General features: G+C 54.5%; 20 protein-coding genes and 3 rRNA genes. 12 read left to right on the top strand and 11 right to left on the bottom strand.

Annotated elements, in window-relative coordinates; genetic code table 11:
* Positions 1 to 299 precede the first annotated feature (299 nt).
* The 3 genes from EL217_RS10780 (at position 300) to rrf (ending at position 5,674) form a co-directional block, all read left to right on the top strand.
* Positions 300 to 1,818: ribosomal RNA gene (locus tag EL217_RS10780) — 16S ribosomal RNA — on the top strand.
* 510 nt (positions 1,819 to 2,328) lie between these two features.
* A 23S ribosomal RNA gene (locus tag EL217_RS10775) occupies positions 2,329 to 5,409 on the top strand.
* Between the two features lie 147 nt (positions 5,410 to 5,556).
* Positions 5,557 to 5,674, top strand: a 5S ribosomal RNA gene (rrf, locus tag EL217_RS10770).
* Together the 16S, 23S and 5S rRNA genes form the textbook arrangement of a ribosomal RNA operon.
* Before the next feature lie 243 nt (positions 5,675 to 5,917).
* On the opposite strand, the gene EL217_RS10765 is transcribed toward rrf, so the two are convergent.
* The 6 genes from EL217_RS10765 to EL217_RS10730 all read right to left on the bottom strand — a co-directional run bounded on the left by EL217_RS10765 (position 5,918) and on the right by EL217_RS10730 (position 11,195).
* Positions 5,918 to 6,100 (bottom strand): integrase core domain-containing protein, encoded by a 183-nt coding sequence (locus EL217_RS10765; RefSeq protein ID WP_420026266.1) that lies wholly within the window; start codon positions 6,098 to 6,100, stop codon positions 5,918 to 5,920.
* Positions 6,101 to 6,616: 516 nt separating this feature from the next.
* On the bottom strand, positions 6,617 to 7,057 hold the full coding sequence (locus EL217_RS11500) for a DDE-type integrase/transposase/recombinase (RefSeq protein ID WP_420026265.1): 441 nt from the start codon (positions 7,055 to 7,057) through the stop codon (positions 6,617 to 6,619).
* Between the two features lie 388 nt (positions 7,058 to 7,445).
* Positions 7,446 to 8,234 (bottom strand): ABC transporter permease, encoded by a 789-nt coding sequence (locus EL217_RS10745; protein ID WP_126319956.1) that lies wholly within the window; start codon positions 8,232 to 8,234, stop codon positions 7,446 to 7,448.
* Positions 8,234 to 8,950, bottom strand: a complete 717-nt coding sequence (locus tag EL217_RS10740) for an ATP-binding cassette domain-containing protein (protein WP_126319955.1) — start codon at positions 8,948 to 8,950, stop codon at positions 8,234 to 8,236. The genes EL217_RS10745 and EL217_RS10740 overlap by 1 nt, the downstream gene beginning before the upstream one ends.
* Positions 8,951 to 9,068: 118 nt before the next feature.
* Positions 9,069 to 9,824 carry a hypothetical protein gene (locus EL217_RS10735; protein ID WP_126319954.1) on the bottom strand — a complete coding sequence of 252 codons (756 nt, stop codon included), beginning with the start codon at positions 9,822 to 9,824 and terminating at the stop codon, positions 9,069 to 9,071.
* 387 nt (positions 9,825 to 10,211) lie between these two features.
* Entirely contained in the window at positions 10,212 to 11,195 is a 984-nt protein-coding gene (locus EL217_RS10730; protein ID WP_126319953.1) for a pseudouridine synthase, read from the bottom strand.
* Here EL217_RS10730 and EL217_RS11270 point away from each other — a divergent pair.
* The 4 genes from EL217_RS11270 to EL217_RS10715 all read left to right on the top strand — a co-directional run bounded on the left by EL217_RS11270 (position 11,194) and on the right by EL217_RS10715 (position 13,395).
* Positions 11,194 to 11,331, top strand: a complete 138-nt coding sequence (locus EL217_RS11270) for a hypothetical protein (protein WP_005285362.1) — start codon at positions 11,194 to 11,196, stop codon at positions 11,329 to 11,331. The genes EL217_RS10730 and EL217_RS11270 overlap by 2 nt on opposite strands.
* 47 nt (positions 11,332 to 11,378) lie before the next feature.
* Positions 11,379 to 12,278 carry a universal stress protein gene (locus EL217_RS10725; RefSeq protein ID WP_023029486.1) on the top strand — a complete coding sequence of 300 codons (900 nt, stop codon included), beginning with the start codon at positions 11,379 to 11,381 and terminating at the stop codon, positions 12,276 to 12,278.
* 178 nt (positions 12,279 to 12,456) lie between these two features.
* Complete coding sequence (locus EL217_RS10720; protein WP_005285357.1) at positions 12,457 to 12,708, top strand: GlsB/YeaQ/YmgE family stress response membrane protein; 252 nt, start codon at positions 12,457 to 12,459, stop codon at positions 12,706 to 12,708.
* A 78-nt stretch (positions 12,709 to 12,786) separates the two neighbouring features.
* Complete coding sequence (locus EL217_RS10715; protein WP_005279669.1) at positions 12,787 to 13,395, top strand: TetR/AcrR family transcriptional regulator; 609 nt, start codon at positions 12,787 to 12,789, stop codon at positions 13,393 to 13,395.
* Here EL217_RS10715 and yidC read toward each other — a convergent pair.
* Positions 13,352 to 14,296, bottom strand: a complete 945-nt coding sequence (gene yidC, locus EL217_RS10710; protein WP_126319952.1) for a membrane protein insertase YidC — start codon at positions 14,294 to 14,296, stop codon at positions 13,352 to 13,354. The two genes, EL217_RS10715 and yidC, sit on opposite strands and share 44 nt — an antisense overlap.
* A 43-nt stretch (positions 14,297 to 14,339) precedes the next feature.
* On the opposite strand from yidC, the gene EL217_RS10705 reads away from it, so the two are divergent.
* Positions 14,340 to 15,002 (top strand): class E sortase, encoded by a 663-nt coding sequence (locus EL217_RS10705; protein ID WP_126319951.1) that lies wholly within the window; start codon positions 14,340 to 14,342, stop codon positions 15,000 to 15,002.
* Positions 15,002 to 15,154, top strand: coding sequence for a hypothetical protein (locus EL217_RS11265; RefSeq protein WP_005285347.1), 153 nt, complete (start codon positions 15,002 to 15,004; stop codon positions 15,152 to 15,154). The genes EL217_RS10705 and EL217_RS11265 overlap by 1 nt, the downstream gene beginning before the upstream one ends.
* Here EL217_RS11265 and EL217_RS10700 read toward each other — a convergent pair.
* Positions 15,151 to 15,681: a DUF2020 domain-containing protein gene (locus EL217_RS10700; protein ID WP_126319950.1), complete on the bottom strand. Its 531-nt coding sequence runs from the start codon at positions 15,679 to 15,681 to the stop codon at positions 15,151 to 15,153. The two genes, EL217_RS11265 and EL217_RS10700, sit on opposite strands and share 4 nt — an antisense overlap.
* Here EL217_RS10700 and EL217_RS10695 point away from each other — a divergent pair.
* Both EL217_RS10695 and EL217_RS10690 read left to right on the top strand, forming a co-directional pair.
* Positions 15,680 to 16,843: a sensor histidine kinase gene (locus EL217_RS10695; RefSeq protein ID WP_126319949.1), complete on the top strand. Its 1,164-nt coding sequence runs from the start codon at positions 15,680 to 15,682 to the stop codon at positions 16,841 to 16,843. The genes EL217_RS10700 and EL217_RS10695 overlap by 2 nt on opposite strands.
* Before the next feature lie 37 nt (positions 16,844 to 16,880).
* Positions 16,881 to 17,519, top strand: a complete 639-nt coding sequence (locus EL217_RS10690; RefSeq protein WP_023018163.1) for a response regulator — start codon at positions 16,881 to 16,883, stop codon at positions 17,517 to 17,519.
* Between the two features lies 1 nt (position 17,520).
* On the opposite strand, the gene EL217_RS10685 is transcribed toward EL217_RS10690, so the two are convergent.
* Together EL217_RS10685 and EL217_RS10680 are read right to left on the bottom strand one after the other, a co-directional pair.
* Positions 17,521 to 17,832 carry a histone-like nucleoid-structuring protein Lsr2 gene (locus EL217_RS10685; protein WP_005279679.1) on the bottom strand — a complete coding sequence of 104 codons (312 nt, stop codon included), beginning with the start codon at positions 17,830 to 17,832 and terminating at the stop codon, positions 17,521 to 17,523.
* Between the two features lie 185 nt (positions 17,833 to 18,017).
* Positions 18,018 to 18,650, bottom strand: a complete 633-nt coding sequence (locus EL217_RS10680; RefSeq protein WP_126319948.1) for a DUF6474 family protein — start codon at positions 18,648 to 18,650, stop codon at positions 18,018 to 18,020.
* A gap of 68 nt (positions 18,651 to 18,718) precedes the next feature.
* Here EL217_RS10680 and EL217_RS10675 point away from each other — a divergent pair, with 68 nt between their 5' ends.
* Positions 18,719 to 20,152 (top strand): TM0106 family RecB-like putative nuclease, encoded by a 1,434-nt coding sequence (locus EL217_RS10675; RefSeq protein ID WP_126319947.1) that lies wholly within the window; start codon positions 18,719 to 18,721, stop codon positions 20,150 to 20,152.
* Here the strand turns inward: EL217_RS10675 and EL217_RS10670 are convergent.
* Positions 20,149 to 21,447, bottom strand: a complete 1,299-nt coding sequence (locus tag EL217_RS10670; protein WP_232018308.1) for a copper oxidase — start codon at positions 21,445 to 21,447, stop codon at positions 20,149 to 20,151. The genes EL217_RS10675 and EL217_RS10670 overlap by 4 nt on opposite strands.
* Positions 21,448 to 21,456: the final 9 nt, after the last annotated feature.

The following is a 21,456-nucleotide window of genomic DNA, read 5'->3' as shown; positions in this document are numbered from 1 at the left end:
GCCGGCGAACCTAATGGTGGTTTGTTGGTTGGTGTGTGCCGGTAAGGTGTTGGAATACGCATCTTTTTGAATACTGTTTAGTGTTTCGGCTGCATTGATGGATTGGTTGGCATGTGATTGTGTTCAACTTTTTTGTCTCCCTTTTTTGTGCCCCGTCGGGTTGGGGGAGGCAGTTTATTTTTTCTTTGTAGTAATTTTTGGACGCCAGCATGGGCCTGCTTTTGTGGGTTTGTGGTGGTTTGTTCTTTTGGTTAGGTTTGGGCTTTTCACGGCCTTTTCAGTGTTGTGCTGAAATTCTTTTTGTGGAGAGTTTGATCCTGGCTCAGGACGAACGCTGGCGGCGTGCTTAACACATGCAAGTCGAACGGAAAGGCCCTGCTTGCAGGGTACTCGAGTGGCGAACGGGTGAGTAACACGTGGGTGATCTGCCCTGCACTTCGGGATAAGCTTGGGAAACTGGGTCTAATACCGGATAGGAGCCATCTTTAGTGTGGTGGTTGGAAAGTTTTTTCGGTGTAGGATGAGCTCGCGGCCTATCAGCTTGTTGGTGGGGTAATGGCCTACCAAGGCGGCGACGGGTAGCCGGCCTGAGAGGGTGTACGGCCACATTGGGACTGAGATACGGCCCAGACTCCTACGGGAGGCAGCAGTGGGGAATATTGCACAATGGGCGCAAGCCTGATGCAGCGACGCCGCGTGGGGGATGAAGGCCTTCGGGTTGTAAACTCCTTTCGCTAGGGACGAAGCTTTGTTGTGACGGTACCTAGATAAGAAGCACCGGCTAACTACGTGCCAGCAGCCGCGGTAATACGTAGGGTGCGAGCGTTGTCCGGAATTACTGGGCGTAAAGGGCTCGTAGGTGGTTTGTCGCGTCGTCTGTGAAATTCTGGGGCTTAACTCCGGGCGTGCAGGCGATACGGGCATAACTTGAGTGCTGTAGGGGTAACTGGAATTCCTGGTGTAGCGGTGAAATGCGCAGATATCAGGAGGAACACCGATGGCGAAGGCAGGTTACTGGGCAGTTACTGACGCTGAGGAGCGAAAGCATGGGTAGCGAACAGGATTAGATACCCTGGTAGTCCATGCCGTAAACGGTGGGCGCTAGGTGTGAGGGTCTTTCTACGACTTTCGTGCCGTAGCTAACGCATTAAGCGCCCCGCCTGGGGAGTACGGCCGCAAGGCTAAAACTCAAAGGAATTGACGGGGGCCCGCACAAGCGGCGGAGCATGTGGATTAATTCGATGCAACGCGAAGAACCTTACCTGGGCTTGACATACACCAGATTGGGCTAGAGATAGTTCGTCCCTTTGTGGTTGGTGTACAGGTGGTGCATGGTTGTCGTCAGCTCGTGTCGTGAGATGTTGGGTTAAGTCCCGCAACGAGCGCAACCCTTGTCTTATGTTGCCAGCATTTGGTTGGGGACTCATGAGAGACTGCCGGGGTTAACTCGGAGGAAGGTGGGGATGACGTCAAATCATCATGCCCCTTATGTCCAGGGCTTCACACATGCTACAATGGTCGGTACAACGCGCTGCGACACTGTGAGGTGGAGCGAATCGCTGAAAGCCGGCCTTAGTTCGGATTGGGGTCTGCAACTCGACCCCATGAAGTCGGAGTCGCTAGTAATCGCAGATCAGCAATGCTGCGGTGAATACGTTCCCGGGCCTTGTACACACCGCCCGTCACGTCATGAAAGTTGGTAACACCCGAAGCCGGTGGCCTAAACGTGTTAGGGAGCCGTCGAAGGTGGGATCGGCGATTGGGACGAAGTCGTAACAAGGTACCCGTACCGGAAGGTGCGGGTGGATCACCTCCTTTCTAAGGAGCTTTTACTAGGCTGCAGTTGCAGCCATGACCCACAGTTGTGGGTTGTCCACTGTTGTTTGATGGTGGGTTGGTGGTTGAGTGGGCGAGTGTTCTGCTGCCACCGAATTTGGAAATTCCGGGTAGGACATACACCTTAATCAGCAGGGTCTAAGTGTTGAGACAGTGCTTTGTGACATGCGTAAAAGTGTCCATGCAGGCAAAAATGAGTGTTGATTGTACGTTGGTGCATTGTTGGGTGTCTGGGGCATTATCCCCCTTTTTTGTGTGCCTGACTGGTTGATGGATGCCATTCATTGTGGTGGTGTTTGTTGCTGGTTTGGGGTGTTGTGTGAGAACTGTATAGTGGACGCGAGCATCTCACATGATGCCATCTGCTTGTGTGTGGGTGGTGTTGTGTGTGTGATGTGATTTTTCTTTTTGTTTATTTTGTCAAGTTCACTTGTTGCTGCCACATGCTGGCTGCATGGCTTCGTGTTGTGTGGTTTGTGTGTGGTGGTTGGTGTGTTCGTTATTTAGGGCGCATGGTGGATGCCTTGGCATGCTGAGCCGATGAAGGACGTGTAAGGCTGCGTTAAGCCTCGGGGAGTTGTCAATAAAGCGTTGATCCGAGGATGTCCGAATGGGGAAACCTGGCCCTGGTTATGTGGGGTTACCCTTCAGTGAATTCATAGCTGTTGTGGGGGTTACGCGGGGAAGTGAAACATCTCAGTACCCGTAGGAGGAGAAAATAATAATGATTCTGCTAGTAGTGGCGAACGAACGTGGATGAGGCTAAACCGTGTGCATGTGATACCTGGTAGGGGTTGTGTGTGCGGTGTTGTGGGGCCTGATTTTGTGTCATCTACCAGTGGCACGCCCTTTTTGCATTGTTGTTAGGTGAAGTGGTTTGGAATGGCCTACCGGAGTAGGTGAGAGTCCTGTAGCTGAAGATGATGATGTGGGGGTTGTTGGGTTCCCGAGTAGCAACGGGCTCGTGGAATCTGTTGTGAATCTGCCGGGACCACCCGGTAAGCCTAAATACTCAGTGTGACCGATAGTGGATAGTACCGTGAGGGAATGGTGAAAAGTACCCCGGGAGGGGAGTGAAATAGTTCCTGAAACCATGTGCTTACAATCCGTCAGAGCACTTTTTATAGTGTGATGGCGTGCCTTTTGAAGAATGAGCCTGCGAGTCAGCGGCATGTCGCGAGGTTAACCCGTGTGGGGTAGCCGTAGGGAAACCGAATCCTAATGGGGTGATAAGTGGCATGTCCTGGACCCGAAGCGGGGTGATCTACCCATGGCCAGTGTGAAGCAGCTGTAAGAGGTTGTGGAGGCGCGAACCCACGTAGGTTGAAAACTGCGGGGATGAGCTGTGGGTAGGGGTGAAAGGCCAATCAAACTCCGTGATAGCTGGTTCTCCCCGAAATGCATTTAGGTGCAGCGTCGTATTAGCTTGGTGGAGGTAGAGCGACTGGTTGGTTGAGCGGGACTACAATCTTAGCAATGTCAGCCAAACTCCGAATGCCATCAATTGTGTTGTGCGGCAGTGAGACTGTGGGGGATAAGCTTCATAGTCGAGAGGGAAACAGCCCAGATCGCCGGTTAAGGCCCCTAAGGGTGTACTAAGTGGAAAAGGATGTGGGATCGCGAAGACAGCCAGGAGGTTGGCTTAGAAGCAGCCATCCTTGAAAGAGTGCGTAATAGCTCACTGGTCGAGTGGTTCTGCGCCGACAATGTAGTGGGGCTCAAGTACACCGCCGAAGCCGCGGCAAGCAACATTTTTTTGTTGTTTGGGTAGGGGAGCGTCGTGCATGGGTGGAAGCGTTACCGTGAGGAGGCGTGGACTGTGTGCGAGTGAGAATGCAGGCATGAGTAACGAATTGTAAGGTGAGAATCCTTACCGCCGGATGACTAAGGGTTCCTGGGTCAAGTTCGTCTTCCCAGGGTGAGTCGGGACCTAAGGCGAGGCCGACAGGCGTAGTCGATGGATAACCAGTTGATATTCTGGTACCCGTACATGTGCGCCCATGATAAAGCACGGATACTAACCACTGCGGATACGCTACCTTTTCACTTTTTTGAGTGTTGGTGGTGTTGATGTCGTGGGGCCTGATGTGTGGTTCAAGTGATGGGGTGACGCAGTGAGGTAGCCGCGCCACTTAGTGGATTGGTGGTGTAAGCGTGTAGGCCGTGTGGTAGGTAAATCCGCCACACATAGAGGTTGAGGCGTGATGCGTAGACCCTAAAAGGGTTGATGGTGGTGATCCTGTACTGTCGAGAAAAGCCTCTAGCGAGTGTGTGTATGGCCCGTACCCTAAACCGACACAGGTGGTCAGGTTGAAGATACTAAGGCGTTCGGGTGAACTGTGGTTAAGGAATTCGGCAAAATGCCCCCGTAACTTCGGGAGAAGGGGGGCCCTGTGACGTGAAGACCCTGTGCGGTTGGAGTGTTGTGGGGTCGCAGAGAATAGAGGGAAGCGACTGTTTATCAAAAACACAGGTCCATGCGAAGACGTTAAGTTGATGTATATGGACTGACGCCTGCCCGGTGCTGGAAGGTTAAGAGGACCGGTTAGTTAACGTTTGTTAGCGAAGCTGAGAATTTAAGCCCCAGTAAACGGCGGTGGTAACTATAACCATCCTAAGGTAGCGAAATTCCTTGTCGGGTAAGTTCCGACCTGCACGAATGGCGTAACGACTTCTCTGCTGTCTCGACCACAGGCCCGGTGAAATTGCATTACGAGTAAAGATGCTCGTTACGCGCGGCAGGACGAAAAGACCCCGGGACCTTCACTATAGCTTGGTATTGGTGTTTGGTTCGGTTTGTGTAGGATAGGTGGGAGACGTTGAGGCTATCACGCTAGTGGTGGTGGAGTCGTTGTTGAAATACCACTCTGATCGGATTGAGCATCTAACCTTGGCCCATGATCTGGGTTGGGGACAGTGCCTGGTGGGTAGTTTAACTGGGGCGGTTGCCTCCCAAAATGTAACGGAGGCGCCCAAAGGTTCCCTCAGCCTGGTTGGCAATCAGGTGGTGAGTGTAAGTGCACAAGGGAGCTTGACTGTGAGACAGACATGTCGAGCAGGGACGAAAGTCGGGACTAGTGATCCGGCACCTACTTGTGGATGTGGTGTCGCTCAACGGATAAAAGGTACCCCGGGGATAACAGGCTGATCTTCCCCAAGAGTCCATATCGACGGGATGGTTTGGCACCTCGATGTCGGCTCGTCGCATCCTGGGGCTGGAGTAGGTCCCAAGGGTTGGGCTGTTCGCCCATTAAAGCGGCACGCGAGCTGGGTTCAGAACGTCGTGAGACAGTTCGGTCTCTATCCGCCGCGCGCGTTGAAACTTGAAGAAGGCTGTCCCTAGTACGAGAGGACCGGGACGGACGTACCTCTAGTGTGCCAGTTATCCCGCCAGGGGTATCGCTGGTTGGCTACGTACGGAAGGGATAACCGCTGAAAGCATCTAAGCGGGAAGCCTGTTTTAAGATGAGGTTTCATTTGAGGTCCCCTAAAGACTATGGGGTAGATAGGCCAGACTTGGAAGCACTGTAAGGTGTGAAGGCTACTGGTACTAATTGACCAAAACAAACACACCACAACAACCCAAACACTGTTTGGTTATGTTGGGTGGACTTGTTCTAGCGAGTAAACAAACAACAAACACATTCACTTGTGTGTCGCGTCCACTATGCAGTATCTGACACAACACCCACACACAGTGGGTAGTGTTCTGATAGGTTTGTCGGTGGTTCATAGCTACAGGGAAACGCCCGGTCCCATTCCGAACCCGGAAGCTAAGCCTGTACGCGCTGATGGTACTGCAACCGGGAGGTTGTGGGAGAGTAAGTCACCGCCGACACCAAACAACAAAACAACAACATAGTGATTTTGGTAGTCCCCGAAAGACCACCACCCCAAATAATTGTGGGTGGTTGGTGTTTCGGGGATTATTTGTCGTTTTACCCCCCGCATGCATTTGCGACTTGTACTCTGGGCCTGACCCCGGAAAGTGGACACGTCGGGGTTAGCTATCCTGCTTTAGTCAGTGTAGCTGAAGTCTCGGCTTCAAAGACATCGATTTGAAGTGTCCCGAGTTTTGTTCCTAGGCATGTGCCTTGATTTCTATTATTCCTTGTTGCGGGTTTTTCTTCCACAATTCGGTTTCCACCTCGACCGGGGTTCGATATCCCAGGCTTTGGTGGAGCCTTACCTCGTTCCACCATGACACCCACTCAAACGTCGCGATTTCTACCTCGACAACGTCATTCCACCTGCGAGTATGGATCAGCTCGTTCTTGTAAGAGCCGTTAACGTTTTCAGCCAGAGCATTGCCATTTCAGTGTCGATTTGGGGTAGTTGGTACCGTGAGTCCGCGTAGTTGGTACCAGGGTTGCGCGTACCTGGTACTGCAAGGGTTTTCTTTCATAGTTGATGCGACACCACGATTCGTTGGTGTCGCATCAACTTCTACTTGGAAAGAAGCTCATTGTTGTGGCTAACTTCAAACAGATCCTTGCGATGTGCCTTGACGGTGCTAGCTATACGCAGATCGCACATACATTGGGGTGGGGCCTAACCCCCGACGTGTCCATTTTCCGGGGGTCAGGCCTTCACTCGTGAGCCGTCTCAACAACGGCTACCGAATCCGCATAGGAGACTTTGCCATGCGCAAAGCCACCTCCCCAATAGGACCGGACAAATAGTGCAAAAAGCCGGGCCGACTCAGTCGGGCCACCCCAGAACACGGCAGTACCGAGTCCCCAGAACACCGGTACCAAAAACTCGCATCTGACAATTTCAGTCACCGACAGTCCCAGTAGAAGCGACAATCCCGTGCTGGGCGAGACGCTGGTTGTAGACAACGCTGACGTACTATAAGCCGTGATCCGAATGGTGAATGAGACCTGTTGTTTCCCTCGCACACTTGGGTCGCTTGATTGAGTGCTTGCAGCGGCAATGCCTCGGTGCGCATGGAATCTGATAACGCCCACCCAACGATCCGCCGGGAGTAAACGTCAGTGGCAAACGCGGTGTACACAAAGCCTTTCTTCGTACGAACATACGTAATGTCGGCCACCCACAGCTTGTTCGGGCCTTGGGCTTTGAAGGTTACGTCCACTAGTGTGGGGTAACCTTTCACAGCGCGTTCTACTGCCGCTTTGTCACGAGGCTTGCCAGGTCTTGTCGGCACAATTGTGACCCCATAATAGTCGGCAACCGCTGCGTAGCGGTCAGTGACCATTCGATATGTAGAATTCTTCTTTGGCCGGTAGGTCGCCGTAGAAGCATTATCCGGCACGATGATCGCCGGTATTTTGCCGAGATAGTTCAACGCTTTGACGTGGCACTCAATCCACGCCGGCATCTTCTCATTCGCAGCAGCAGTAACATACATCAGCCCTGAGTATGGGTTGACCCGCGTTTCCCACCGTGGAAAGCTGCGATATGGGTCGGAGGCGACATTATGTTGCGAGTCCAGTCGGGTAAGAGAGACGGACAATGGATAAGCACTCATTGGGTACACTCAGCCATAAAGGAAAAGACCCTGAAACCACTTCCGGAAGGAAGTTGGAGTGGCAATCAGGGTCGTAGCTCCTATCACTACTTTCGTGCAAAAGACTGCACGAGGACTAAACCGCCTTTTTGGAAGCCCGTTTAAATAGAAAAAGCGTGGAGACCAAGAGGATTAGTGAGAGTAAGAGCCACATTAAGGTGTAAAGCGTCTGCGTTTGCCAGAACGCTGAATTTGGATAAAACTCAACCAAGTATTTTCCGTTTTCGATTGGCTCTGATTCAAGAATATCGCCGGGGACTAGAAGAAGGGCTGGATCTGGGTGCGGTCCTGAAAATTCCCCCTTTTCAACGGGAAGGAGAGGATTAAGCCAAGAGGCTCCTGTCGTTCCCACCAATAGGCCTAATGCAAAAGTTATGGCCACGGCAGGAATTGATTTTTTAAAAACTACGCCAGCAATAGAAGCAATAGACACCATTAGTACCGTCACCACAGCTGGGTACAGGGCGTGACCAGCGATGTAGGAGTATGACATCATGTTTTTGACTTGGTTCAACCCGCTCGCACGTAGCTGACTGACTTCCACAATCCCCCATACGCAAACTCCAAAGATTAGTGCTGAGATTAAAGGGCTAATAATACGGCAGAAAAACCACTTGGAGGATGATAGATCTTGGCTTAAAGCCCAGACAACAGATTTCGTCTCAAATTCTTTTGAAAATAGAGCCACTGCCCACACAATTCCAGCGAACATGGGGACAATACCCGCCAGCATTTCTGTCATGCCAAGATAAGGCTTGAAATTGACTTCGTATGTCGCTAGTAATGCTAATAGCACAAGAATTGCCGCACATGATAGCCAAGCGGGTCGGTCGATTTTGAAGTAGTGCAAAGCTACTTTTAGCATTAGATGCCTTTCCTAGTCAGATGTTCAAGCACAAATTCTTCAAAGGCGCCATCTTTCTGCGATTCAATTTCTTCCCTCGCTACAGACGCAAGAAGATTCCCTTCTTCAATTACCCAAAGGTGGGTAAGTATTGCAGATAAATCAGACACGGTATGTGACGATACTAGTATCCCAACACCGTCTTCTTTCGCTGCCTGTTCCAAGAGTTCTCGAACCCAGATTTTGACTACTGGATCTAGATCAGCCATGGGCTCATCGAGAATCATGAATTTCTTATTCCTAGCGAGAGAAATAATCAGCGCAACTTGAGTGTGCTGCCCACCAGATAATTGAGATACTTTTGATTTACCGGATATTCCAAGTGACTCAATTCTCTCTTTTGCCCACTGATAGTTAAAAGAATCGTTAATATCACGGGCTAGTCGAGTATGCTGTTCTACCGTAATACTTGAATAAAGCGGACGACCTTGTGATACGAAAGCGACCGAAGAAGATAGATCGCCATTTTCCTCTTTTTTATCCGACAGGACGTGAATCTTTCCTTCTGTAGGTATGAGATGACCTGTCAGTGCTGACATAATGGTTGATTTTCCAGCCCCATTTCTCCCTACCATTGCCACGATGTCACTGGACCTCAGCTTTGACGAAAAATCGTCGACAATGACTCTATTCCCACGGATTATTTTTATTCCGTCGGCGACAAGCAAGCTTGTCATCTTCCCTCCTTTAAAAGTGATTTAGAACATGAAAAATATCTTTCGAGACTTGTTACAACTGGACAAACGAAAATCCGGTCAAAACTATCTTTATAAGTCCTTCGGATAAACTCTCTTCTTACTGAAGGAGAAGCAACCGCGATTCCCAGTTTTTAAACAAAATCTCTGCATATATAGTTTTCTTACCAGAAATTACGCTTTCAAATACATTGTTGCCACTATGCACCCAGTCCTTAGCACCGATTAAAGATTCAATTTCTTGTCGAAGTATGTCAGTATCATCCTGCCACAGGCACCGTAAAGCTACCGATGACTCCCCTTTACGCTGTCGCGCGATACTTATTACCTCAGAAGACGGCGGACGAATAAAACCTGGATAGCACCATCGCTCTTCCAAAGCTGACGGAGAAAAGGAATCCATACGGAAGTAAAGTTCTAGTTCATCCATTGGATAGCCAAATTTTTCAGTTTCCCACCCACATTCGCTTCGCGTAAGTTGCCTGCTCTGAGGGATACTGAAATTTTGATTTTCGGAGATTCCTCCATATCCATTGCCTATTCCAAATTCCCACTCTCCACCAAAAGCACTCATAAGTGCTGCAGTTCTACGAATTATCTCAGCCCCATCATGGAACCGGGATAAAATAGATCCAGTACCTAGCGTGAACCCCTGTGGCCGCCTTTTCACAGCTAGCGGAACCAAAGTCTGTAGCGCATCCATCCCCCAGAACTGTCCATCAAAATGCTCCCCTACAATAAATTCGTCTGCTTTGCAGGAAATAGCAATATCAAAAAGAACATCTGAAGCTTCTCGACTCTCTTGCGCTGACCTAACAAGACGCGAAGATAGCTGATCAAAAAGCAGTTCCTTCATAGCCAAATCATCTCTCTTTAATCCCTATAGCCCCTGATATCTCGCGCTACCAATAGCGATTATCTCGTCTGCCATTGCTTCCATCTCCGGATCATGAGAAGGAACTACCACTAACGCTTTTCTGCTTAGCATACGGATCATACGCATGAGTTCATATGTATGAATAGAGTCTAAGTTAGAACTTGGTTCATCCAATATGTAAACTGATGATAGCTGAGAAAAGTTCGGATAATTCCCAGGCGCTGCCACTGACCCCCGCTTAAGTTAATTGATTGCGGTGTCAATGACCCTAATTTAACTTCTTGCGCCCGGCTAGATGAGTTCCCAACTGAAGTGTTCCAGATTTTCCCATCTACTCAAACGGAACTAAACCTGGGACACTTCAGCTTAACGCAATTGGTACATGGCCAATGGAAGGCCTGAGGTGAAATGGCGCGGCTTTCCGCTGAGTGGATCCGTGAATTCTAAGTCCGTCGCTGTTAAGTGCATGGGTATGGCCATGTCTTCGGCCTCCTCGGGGAAAATAGTGGGGTAGACCGGATCGCCGAGGATCGGTATGCCCGCCTGCCACATGTGCAGCCGCAATTGATGGGTCTTTCCAGTCTGTGGTTTGAGGGTGTAGAGACCAAGATCTGGCAGCGGACCGTGAACTTTTTCGTAAGGGGCCTTATCAATGGGTTGTACCGATTCTAGTGTGGTGAAAGCATTCGGTTCACCATCTGCTATCCGGCCCTGGATTTCACCGGGGGTTTTAGTCAGGTGGGAGGACCATTGGAGGGGCGTCGGCAAGCGGCGGAATTCCGCGACCGCCTGGTAGGTCTTGTGGACTTTCTTTTCCGCGAAGAGGGACTGGTAGGCGCCGCGGACATCCTTGTGCTTAGTGAATAGAAGGAGGCCGGAGGTAAGGCGGTCGAGGCGGTGTGCCGGCACTAATTCGTTATTTCCGGTGGAACGGCGGAGGCGAACGGTAGCGGTTTCGACGATGTGCCGGGCGCGCGGCATGGTGGCCATGAATGGGGGCTTATCTGCTACCAGGATGTTGTCATCTTCATAGATGATGGGGATGTCGTAGGATACGGGTATTTCTGGTGCGGGGATGCGGTAGAAGAAGACATCGACATCCTTGCCGAGCACGGTACCTGGCTTCAGGGGAGTTTGATCGCGCAGGACCACCTCGCCCGCGGCAAATCGCTCGCGCAGTGCCTGTGCATCATCATTGGGGTGGCGGTGGCGCTGGGAGGAGATGACTTCGCTGAGAAAATCCCAGGTGCTAAGGCCTGCCTCCGGCGTGCGCACGCGCGTAGGGTTGAGCCCATTTTTGATGGGCAAAGGGGTGAATCCTTTTCTGCGATGTATTAGTGTGTTTGGCATGGATATTAATTCTCTCGCGGACCAGGTGATGGCTTTTTTCTCTGACGGAATTGGCGCGGTGTTAAGGGACGTATTCCGGATGCTCCTCGAAATTTTCTCTCCGTCCAATTCTGATCCTGCAACCGTCAACCGTTAAGCCTAATCCGTACTATAATTAAGTTATAACCACTGAAAGGAAAGATCATGGCTAAGGAAGACATTGTAGTCGTCGCCGTCGACGGCTCTGACGCCTCAAAGAACGCCGTCCGTTGGGCAGCAAATACGGCGATGAAGAGGGAAATCCCCCTGCGCATCGCTTCGAGCTACACCATACCGCAGTTCCTGTATGCAGAAGGTATGGTCCCGCCGAAGGATCTCTACGATGATTTGCAGGACGAGACCCTGGAAAAGATCGAGGAAGCTCGTGCAATCGCTCACGAGGTAGCCCCAGAGCTCAAGATTGGGCACACCATCGCAGAGGGTTCTCCTATCGACATGCTGCTGGAAATGTCCCATGACGTCACCATGGTCGTGATGGGCTCGCGCGGTATGGGCGGCCTGTCCGGCATGGTTATGGGCTCTGTTTCCGCCGCGGTTGTTTCACACGCTGCGTGCCCGGTAGTGGTGGTTCGTGAAGATAATAACGTCACCGATTCCACCAAGTATGGCCCGGTGGTCGTTGGTGTGGACGGTTCCGAGGTCTCTCAGAAGGCCACCTCCTATGCTTTCCGCGAGGCTCAGGCTCGCGGCGCGGCCCTCGTTGCCGTGCACACCTGGATGGATATGCAAATCCAGGCATCCCTGGCCGGCCTTTCTGCAGCTCAATCTGAGTGGGCAGAAATTGAAAAGGAACAGACCGAGGTACTGGAAGAAAACCTGAAGGAGCCGCGCGAAGAGTTCCCAGATGTTGAGGTGAAGAAGCAGATCACCCGTGACCGCCCCGTCCGTGCGCTGACGGAGGCTGCCGAGGGTGCGCAGCTTCTCGTCGTTGGTTCCCACGGACGCGGTGGCTTCAAGGGCATGGTCCTGGGCTCTACTTCCCGCGCATTGCTGCAGTCTGCACCGTGCCCGATGATGGTGGTACGTCCAGACGACGAAGGCTAAATCTTTCGCTAGCCTGACTTCCCAGCGCTCTTCTCCCCAGCTTTGAAGCGAGGGGGTGGAGCGCTTCTGGTGTTTTAGAGCCACTTTGCTATACAAATGTGTCGTATTTGTTATCCCTACTTGAGTCACAGGGGTTTACACTGGGAAATACTCGATACGTTTATATTAGGAGGAAATCATGGGACTAGGTTTAGGTCTATTCACCTCAATCATTGTTGGTATCATCGCCGGTTGGCTGGCAGAGAAGATTATGAAGCGTGACCACGGGTTGTTTACCAACCTAGTGGTGGGTGTTGTCGGCGGCCTCATCGGTGGCATCATCATCCAGCTGCTGAATATTGAGGCTAGCGGTGGGTGGATCTTCTCCATCGTCGCGGCCACCGCGGGTGCTTGTATTTTGCTGTGGATTGTGGACAAAGTGAAGCAATAATCCGCATTTAATTAGCGTACATACCGGTTTGTCTATAAAGTATAGATGAACCGGTTTTGTCGTTGTAGAGAGGAATCCATGGCAGAGAAGAAGTCGCGCCGCAATCGGCCCAGCCCGCGAAGCAGGCTGCTGGAATCTGCAACCAAGCTCTTTAAAACCGAGGGCATTCGCGTCATTGGTATTGACCGCATCTTGCGTGAAGCGGATGTAGCCAAGGCGTCCCTATATTCTTTGTTTGGGTCCAAGGATGCCTTGGTCATTGCCTATGTAGAGTCTTTGGACGAGCAGTTCCGCCAAGACTGGGAGCAGCGCACGGCTGCCATGCAGGATCCGGATCAGAAGATTTTGGCCTTTTTTGACAAGGTTATTGAGGAAGAGCCGGAAGAAGGTTTTCGCGGCTCGCACTTCTTGAATGCAGCGGGCGAGTACCCGCGGCCGGAAACGGATTCAGAGCGCGGCATCGTTGCGGCTTGCATGCAGCATCGCAATTGGGTGCACTCCACCTTGACGGCGCTGTTGACGGAGCGCAATGGCTATCCCTCGGCTTCTCAAGCAAGCCAGCTCTTGATTTTCCTTGATGGAGGTCTTGCCGGAGCCCGCTTGACCAAGGAAGCCGGGCCGCTATATACGGCCCGCGAGCTGGCTACTCAGATGCTGTCGGCCCCTCCTGCTGATTATTCGATCTAAGGTATTTCCGCGCTTCTACGCGCAGCCGGTTGACCCGCTTCTTTTCCTCCTTGGAAAGGGCGGGCTTTTTATCTTTCTGGCGCCATGCGCGGATGCTCTCGCGGCGCATCTCGTGGACTTCTTCCGTGAGCGGGTAGCGCTTGTGCAGCATGATCTCAAAGACGATGGTTTGGACCAGCGTGAACAGGTAAGCCCAGCCCCAGTACAGGATGATGGCGACGGGAAGCGGACCGCTATGGGCCAGGTACCAGAGCAAGATGGGCGCCACAATCAGCAGGATGCCGATGATAATGAAGATCCGCCGGTTGACCTTTTGATCAAATTGCGTGGTGAGGAAGCTGCGCACCACGGAAATGATGGAGTTGGCCAGGGTAAAGGCAATGGCGGCAAAAACGATTGGGTTGAGCAGATCGCCGTGATCGCGGGCGAAGTCCGTGATGGGGACCCCGGAGTAGGTGGTCTCCCGGAAGGCTGCGACATCGGCAGCGTCAAGCATGCCCACCGTGGACGAGCCCTGTTCGATATTCGACATGCGCAAGATGACTTGGTACAAGCCAAGGAAGGCGGGGATCGTAATCAGTGGGGGAATACAGCCGGCGGCAGGCTTGTAGTTATAGCTCTTGGACAAATCCTGCTGTTTTTGGATGAGCTCCGCCATCTCCTCGGTAGTTTCGGCGTGATTCATCTGCTCGTTAATCCGCGTGCTTTCTGGGCGCATGAGGACGCTGATGCGGCCAGAGCGCAGCGCCATCCAGTTCAGCGGGGAGACGATACCGCGGACGGTAATCACCAGCAGGATAATGGAAACAAGCCAGGCGGTGGATTCATCGACGAAGCTACCGATAAGCCAATGCCAGAATTTCATGATTCCGGAAACCGGGTACATGAAGACTTCGAACATGCTTAACCTTTCGATGTGGCGGTATATATTAGGGTGTTAAAGCATGACTAAAGTTCTTGGGGAACTCATGCTTACCATTGGCGTGGTTTTGGTCCTCTTTGCATTCTATGAAGCCTATTGGACAAATGTGGAATCAGGGCGGCTACAGGACGAGGCCAATGCGAAGCTGGAACAGCAGTGGCGCAACCCACGGGAGAAAATGGATCCTGATTTGGGAGAGGCTTTCGCGCAGATGCGCATCCCTGCCTTTGGTTCGGATTATCACTTTGCCATCATCCAAGGCACGGATGACGATGATCTTCTGCGCGGCCCCGGCCACTATGAAGACACACAAATGCCAGGTGAGGTGGGGAATGTTGCGGTGGCTGGGCACCGCGTGGGCAAGGGCGCCCCATTCAATGACTTGGGTTCCTTGCACACCTGCGATGACATCATCATCGAAACCCAAACGGAAAAGATTACCTACAAGGTGCTGCCCATTGATGGCGAGCACGCGGATTGCTTCGATGAAGTACCGGAAGAATATAGCCACGTTGCCGGCAGGCATATCACCACGCCTGGCGATGTCTCAGTGATCGACCCCGTGCCAGGAACTGAAGCGGACCCTACGCGGGGAATGCTGACCCTCACCACTTGTCACCCACAATTTTCCAACGCCGAGCGCATGATCGTGCACGCGATGGAAGTTGGAAAGGAAGCTAAGTAATGTATCGCGCTTTGTGGAACCTATTGCCGGGGCCGAAGCCAGTGAAGGCGCTGCTCGCCATCGCCATTGCGGTGGGAGTGTTCTTCCTCCTCATGGAGGTCGTCTTCCCCTGGGTTTCGCCGATGATGCCCTATAACGACGTCGCGGTTTAAAGCCCTAAATTGGCAATGGCTTCTTGGGCAATCTGCTCGGACTTGAAGGTTTGTTGCTGGTTGCTCCACACCAGCACCGCGTGGGTATCCTTTTGTACGGCGTAGACGGCCTGCTCATTGACGATGCCCCGTCCGCCCTCCCAGCCTGCAAAGGAGGCGGGCTCGGTGGCATCGATTGGCGCGGCCCAATCCACCGCGGCGCGGGCGTCTTCTACGCTGGGCATATCGCGCACGATGACGGTAGCTTGCGGGTGGTCCTGATAGGACCAAAAGACGCAGGCGGGGGTGGGAAAGCGCGTGTCGATGCCCTGCTTGGTAAGGCGCTCGCCGTTGGTATTTTCCAGCCAACCGGGATGGATATAGGGACAATCGCTCCACTCGTTGACCTCGGCGGTCTGTGCGACGTTGACGGCGGCGCTTTCCGATGCCACCTCGCTTTCCGGGTTGGTCTGGTCTGCTTGTTCGGTCTGGCATCCCGCGATCCCTATTCCGGTCACGGCGAGAAGGACAAGTAGGCTTTTGCGCATGAGCTCCACATTAGATCGGGATTCCGATGCGCTGCGCACCGGCATTCATTTCTTAACGGCGGTCCTGTTGGTGGTGGGTATTTTTACCTCGGTGAAAATGCCGCTATCCCAGTCCCTTATCAACCTATTGCTATTGGTAGGGTTCGCGGCGGTCTACTTTGCGGGATCGATCTATGCGGAGCAATGGCCGCGGCCCATGCACTACCTGTGGATAAGCATCCTCACGGTGTTATGGGGCGCGGATCTATTCGTGGCTCCCGCCGCCATCTATCTGGTATTCGTCATGTACTTTTTGTACCTGACCGTGTTGGATATGACCGCAGGTATCCTGTGCGTTATCGGCGCTACCGTGCTTACCATCGTGGTGCAGATACCGGGAGGGCTGACCTTTGGCGGGGTGATGGGCCCTGCGGTCTCGGCACTGGTAACCGTGGCGATTACGTATGCGTTTCGCACCCTATCGCGCATGAACCGGGAGCTCATAGAAACCCGCACGCAATTGGCGGCCACGGAAAGAGACGCCGGCATGGTGGCCGAGCGCCAGCGCATTGCCCACGAGATTCATGACACCTTGGCCCAGGGGCTGTCATCGATTCAGATGCTCCTGCATTCCGCCGACCGGGATCTCGATAAAGAAGATATTGCTGCCGCGCGCAGGCGCATTGAGCTTGCGCGGCGGGCCGCGGCGGATAACCTACACGAGGCGCGGGCCATGATTGCGGCGCTGCAGCCGCCCACACTAACGGAGACGTCCCTCGAGGCGGCGCTGACGCGCATGGCGGAAAACTTCGCCGCTACGGCTGGCTTCCAAGTGGAGGTGGACAGCGAGGGCGCGGAGCAGCAGCTGCCGATGAAGGTGGAGGCGGCGTTATTGCGGATTGCACAGGGGGCGGTGGGGAACATCGTCAAGCATGCCGGTGCCAGCCGCGCCCGGATCACCGTCACCTATGAAACCCACGAGGTGCGCGTGGATGTGGTGGATAATGGGCAGGGTTTTGAGCCCGCGACGGTGGAAAGCGCGCCTGCGGGGCTGGGGCATATTGGCCTATCTGCCATGCGGCGCCGCGCGCAGGAGCTAGGCGGCGATGTGGTCATAGAATCCGCGCCGGGGGAGGGCACGGCTGTGTCAGTTAGTATGCCCTTGGATAAGGCGGTAGATTAAACTTTTGGTTGAGAAAAACATCGATAGGAGGGATGTCGTGATTCGGGTCCTTTTGGCAGATGACCACGAGATCGTGCGGCTGGGGCTGCGTTCGGTGCTCGAAGGCGCAGAAGATATCGACGTCGTGGGTGAGGTCGCGACGGCGGAGGCCGCTGTGTCCGCGGCGCAAGCAGGTGGTATCGATGTCATCCTCATGGACCTGCGATTCGGGGCGGGCCTCGAGGGAACGCGCGTGATGGGTGGCGTCGAAGCCACCGCGCAGATTCGCTCCTCCATGAGCACGCCGCCCAAGGTGCTGGTCATCACCAATTACGACACCGATGCGGATATCCTCGGCGCCATCGAAGCAGGCGCGGTAGGCTACCTCCTAAAAGACGCCCCGCCGCAGGAGCTTTTGGATGCCGTCCATTCGACGGCGGAGGGGGACTCGGCGCTTTCGCCCATCGTGGCCGATCGCCTCATGACCCGGGTCCGCACGCCCCGCACCTCGTTGACCCCGCGCGAGCTAGAGGTTTTGCAATTGGTGGCGGCGGGGGCCTCGAACCGGCAGATCGGCCATGACCTCATGCTTTCTGAGGCCACGGTGAAATCCCACCTAGTGCACATTTATGACAAATTGGGCGTTCGCTCGCGTACCTCCGCGGTGGCGGCCGCCAGGGAGCAGGGCGTGCTCTAATCTAGTGGGCTGCGTTGTATGCGTCGATGATGTTCTGAGGGATCTTGCCGCGGCGCGCTACGTCATGGCCCTGTTTTTGCGCCCATTCGCGGACCTTGCGCGGATCGACCTGTGGGGATTCCGCATCGGGGGCGGCATGTGCTGCCTCGACAAAGGGGGCGATTGCCTCGTGGAAGCGGCGGGCATTGTCGCGGGATAGATCCATCAAGTAGCTGCGCCCATTGACGCTGAAGCGGACTACCTCTAATTCATCCTCACCAATGAGTTGATTATCAAGGTCATCATAAAATTGCGTGATTTCGCGGCGTGCCATAGTACCTCCATGGTTTATTGGCTAGATATGTTTACCTAATACCGGTATTTGGATTCTAAATTAACTCTAATTCAATTCTACCAGTGTGGAAAATAGTAGACAATAAAGTTTTAGTTAGTGGCCCTCGCGCATAAAAATATCGCCGCCACCAAAAAGGTGAACGGCGATGGGAGGCGGAGGAGAAATTATTCGCCCAGGCGCTGTTGAATCTCCGCGGTAACGGAATCGATCTCTCCGCTAATGGTCTTATGGGCACGGCGGCGCTGCTGTTCCGTCATGAATTCGGCGTTATCGATCGCGGCATCAACCTCTTCGAGGCGCTCGCGCACGTCCCGCTTGAAGCCGGCGGGCAGATCTACGTCCTTGAGGGAATTACGGATGCTGGCGGTGCGGGCCTTGAGCGGCGCGCCGTAACCGGAAAAGGAGGCCATTTCTGCCGAACTTACGCCCGCCTTGTGGGCCTTGCGCTTTTCTTTTTCGGACTTAAGGCTCACAAATGCGCGATAAACGAGGGGAAGCAAAAGCGGGGCGGCGGTGCGCAGTGCGCCGGCATAGCGCTTGACCTTGCCGGCATTAAAGTGGCCCTCGCGCAACTTTTCCAGTTCTTTTTCCGCCATTTTCTGTTCGTGTTTACGGCGCTTTTTAAGGCCCTTTTCTTCGGCCTTAACGAGGTGCTTTTCTTGCTTGGCAAGGAGCTTTTGTTGGCGGCGACGATCCTTCGACTGGGCCTTTACCTCAGCCTTGGCGCGCGCCTTCGCCGCCTTGGCCTGCGCGCGTGCTTCCTGGCGAGCCTTTTTCAATTTCTTGAGGATACTCATTATTTTCCCTTACGTTCGATCGAGTCTGGATTCAACATTACCTTGCTGTTCTATTAAGCTCACCCGGTGTGGAGGATGTCGTTGTAGCTTCGGATCTCGTTGGGTGCCGCTATCGCTTGGTGCAGCGGCGCGCCCACCCGGAGATTCCGCGCACCCGATCCTCGATTGCTCGGGCCGAGCGCCACAGCGCCGCCGTAGACGCGGTCATGGAATTATTCCCGCGCAAAGCCCCTGGCCGTTTCCGGCGCATCGATTTAGAAGGCGATGATTGGGAACGCGCCATGGCCACGCTGGAGGCCATTGCCTCCGGCTATACCCACATCACCAATGCGGTCTTTGCCACCGAAAAGTGGAAAGTGCACGTGGAATTGCTGTTGCGGGAGGCGGGTTCTTATACCCCCATTATTGTGAGCAACCACCGCGTCGCGCGCAAGGACCCAAAGAAAACTACGCTTGCCGTGCCCACCCACCGCCTTGGGTTGAGCGAGCCCATGGAGGTTCCGTATAAGGCCCGCCACCATGCCGTCGATGGCTATCGTTTGGCGCTAGCCGCCGAGGCCCTAGAGGACATGGGCCTGAATTCCGGGCGGGGCGGGGCCATCGGTCAGGATCGCCAACAGGCCTTCTTCACGGAGACGGCGAAGTTTGACGTGCAGCGCGCCTGGGATAAGCCGCTGCCCACCGCGCCGGTGCGGGTCAAAGAGTGCACTAGCTGCAGGTTCTGGCCCTTGTGCGAACAAGAACTGGTGGCGGCGGACGATATTTCCCTTTTCTTACCGGGCGATCGCGCCCGCCCCTTTCGCGAGCGCGGCATTACCACGGTGCAGGCGCTTATCGATGCCAATGTGGGCGAGCCCTCCCGCCTCGCCGCCGCGTGGCGTGCCGGGCAGACGCTGCTGCGCCGCGGGGATACGTCGGTGCCGCGGGCGGATGTCGAGGTGGATGTGGACATGGAGGCCTACATGGACCAAGGCGCTTACCTGTGGGGCGCGTGGTTTGAGGGCGAGTACCACCCCTTCGTGACGTGGGAGCCGCTGGGCGGGCGCGCCGAGGCGGAGAACTTCGCCGAATTTTGGCGGTGGTTAATGCGGCTGCGCGATAAAGCGCACACGGAGGGCAAGACCTTTGCCGCTTATTGCTATTCCGCCCACGGCGAGAACCACTGGATGCGCCGCTCCGCGCAGCGCTTCCGGGAGGTGGATGAACGGGAAGTAGAAGACTTTATCTCTTCCCCAGAGTGGGTGGATATGTTTGCCTACGTGAAGAGATCCTTCGCGGGGCCCTTTGGGCTGGGGCTCAAAGTGGTGGCCCCAGTGGCGGGATTCCGGTGGCCGGAAGAGGACTTTGATGGCGAAGAATCCGTCAACGCGCGCCGGGAGGCCCTGGCCGGTGACATGAGCGTCCGGCAGCGCCTTTTGGACTATAACGCCGGCGATGTCCACGCCACCCGGATAGTGCGCGAGTGGATGGGCGCCGGCGCGCCGGGAATCCCGGAGCTCTAGAGCGCCGCGAACAGGGCGTAGATTACCGCCAGGATGGCGATGCCGATATAGATTTGGTTCCAGTCCGCGGTGGTTTTCGGTGCGGGACCTTCCGCCTTTTTCATCAACACCTGCTTTTGGGCCTTGACCGCACGGGCAATGAATATGGGGTAGACCGCCAAAGAACCGATGCATAGCAGCGAGGCCACCACCTTGAGCAAGGAGATATCCGTGCCCATCCAGATGAGCAGCCCCCCATTGACGAATGTGGCGCGCAACAGGCCCCACCGATCCAGCTCCTGAAGCCCTGCGCGGACCGCGCCGGGGCCACCGCCCATGGTGGTGGGAAGGAGATAGCTCATGACTCCGATGAGCAGCTGCGCCGCAAAGCCTACGACGAGGCCGAGCGTAGGAAGCCCTGGTTCTGCCACGAGGAAGTGCTGCGTGGTGTAGTACGCCAGGGATAGCACCAGCCAGAGCGCGGCCATGAGCACCGAGACGGAGGCAAAGTTAACGCGGTCGCGCGGTGCGCGGGCGACGTCGATGACATTGCCAAGCCACTGCTGCAGGCTCAAGATCCAGCCGATGCAATAGATGATCAGCCCAAGCTGCGGGAAGTTCAGAAACGCGCCGATGGTCGTTGCCACCACGCCCAAGGTAAGCAGCAGGAACGAGGAGGACATGCGCTCATTGGTGCCCTGCGTGCGCCAGATGGTGGGAAAGAGAATGGTCAACGAACCTGCCGCGGCAAGGCCGATGAAACCGCCGATATTGGCGGCGATATGGGCCAAGAGCAACTGCGGATCGCCCGGGTGAATGGCCAGGATCGCGCCGAAGACCGCACCGACCGGCAAGCACAGCGCGGATAGCACGTAGGCGCCGACAACTGGGCGGAAGCGCTTATCCTTAGCTGTTCGCCACTGGGCAAACAGGGACACCGCGTGCCATAAAACGGTAAGCGCGATAAGCGTGGCGCCGATCTGGGTCAGTATCCAGTGGTGAGCCCAGAATTGCACGAGGATTTGGCCCGCGACGGCGATGACGATGCCGATATTGAGGATGTAGATGCGCGCGAGCTGTTTGGGGCGGGCGGAATCGGGCAATTTTTGTTGCACGAATTTCTCCGTCAGGTGCTGCGACCACACCAGGATGCTGTTGGTGACTAGGCCCAACGTGAAGAGGTGGATAAGTACCCAGCGATAATTGGGCACGAAAATGTGTGCTGCGCCCACTACGATGAAGACCATCATCCAGATGGACACGGGGCGTGAGGCTTTGCGGTGCCAGGTGCGGCTCGACCACTTATCTTGAGGCATAAAACCGAG

The sequence above is a fragment of the Corynebacterium segmentosum genome (genome assembly GCF_900637825.1).
GTDB lineage: Bacteria > Actinomycetota > Actinomycetes > Mycobacteriales > Mycobacteriaceae > Corynebacterium > Corynebacterium accolens.
Note: the sequence above shows the minus strand (reverse complement) of the source record. Positions and strands in the feature narration are given on the sequence as shown.

Coding starts and splice junctions, on each gene's coding strand:
- EL217_RS11500 (WP_420026265.1), bottom strand. CDS start 7,057: ATGGTCACTGACCGCTACGCAGCGGTTGCCGACTATTATGGGGTCACA.
- EL217_RS10745 (WP_126319956.1), bottom strand. CDS start 8,234: ATGCTAAAAGTAGCTTTGCACTACTTCAAAATCGACCGACCCGCTTGG.
- EL217_RS10740 (WP_126319955.1), bottom strand. CDS start 8,950: ATGACAAGCTTGCTTGTCGCCGACGGAATAAAAATAATCCGTGGGAAT.
- EL217_RS10735 (WP_126319954.1), bottom strand. CDS start 9,824: ATGAAGGAACTGCTTTTTGATCAGCTATCTTCGCGTCTTGTTAGGTCA.
- EL217_RS11270 (WP_005285362.1), top strand. CDS start 11,194: ATGGATATTAATTCTCTCGCGGACCAGGTGATGGCTTTTTTCTCTGAC.
- EL217_RS10730 (WP_126319953.1), bottom strand. CDS start 11,195: ATGCCAAACACACTAATACATCGCAGAAAAGGATTCACCCCTTTGCCC.
- EL217_RS10725 (WP_023029486.1), top strand. CDS start 11,379: ATGGCTAAGGAAGACATTGTAGTCGTCGCCGTCGACGGCTCTGACGCC.
- EL217_RS10720 (WP_005285357.1), top strand. CDS start 12,457: ATGGGACTAGGTTTAGGTCTATTCACCTCAATCATTGTTGGTATCATC.
- EL217_RS10715 (WP_005279669.1), top strand. CDS start 12,787: ATGGCAGAGAAGAAGTCGCGCCGCAATCGGCCCAGCCCGCGAAGCAGG.
- yidC (WP_126319952.1), bottom strand. CDS start 14,296: ATGTTCGAAGTCTTCATGTACCCGGTTTCCGGAATCATGAAATTCTGG.
- EL217_RS10705 (WP_126319951.1), top strand. CDS start 14,340: ATGACTAAAGTTCTTGGGGAACTCATGCTTACCATTGGCGTGGTTTTG.
- EL217_RS11265 (WP_005285347.1), top strand. CDS start 15,002: ATGTATCGCGCTTTGTGGAACCTATTGCCGGGGCCGAAGCCAGTGAAG.
- EL217_RS10695 (WP_126319949.1), top strand. CDS start 15,680: ATGAGCTCCACATTAGATCGGGATTCCGATGCGCTGCGCACCGGCATT.
- EL217_RS10700 (WP_126319950.1), bottom strand. CDS start 15,681: ATGCGCAAAAGCCTACTTGTCCTTCTCGCCGTGACCGGAATAGGGATC.
- EL217_RS10685 (WP_005279679.1), bottom strand. CDS start 17,832: ATGGCACGCCGCGAAATCACGCAATTTTATGATGACCTTGATAATCAA.
- EL217_RS10680 (WP_126319948.1), bottom strand. CDS start 18,650: ATGAGTATCCTCAAGAAATTGAAAAAGGCTCGCCAGGAAGCACGCGCG.
- EL217_RS10670 (WP_232018308.1), bottom strand. CDS start 21,447: ATGCCTCAAGATAAGTGGTCGAGCCGCACCTGGCACCGCAAAGCCTCA.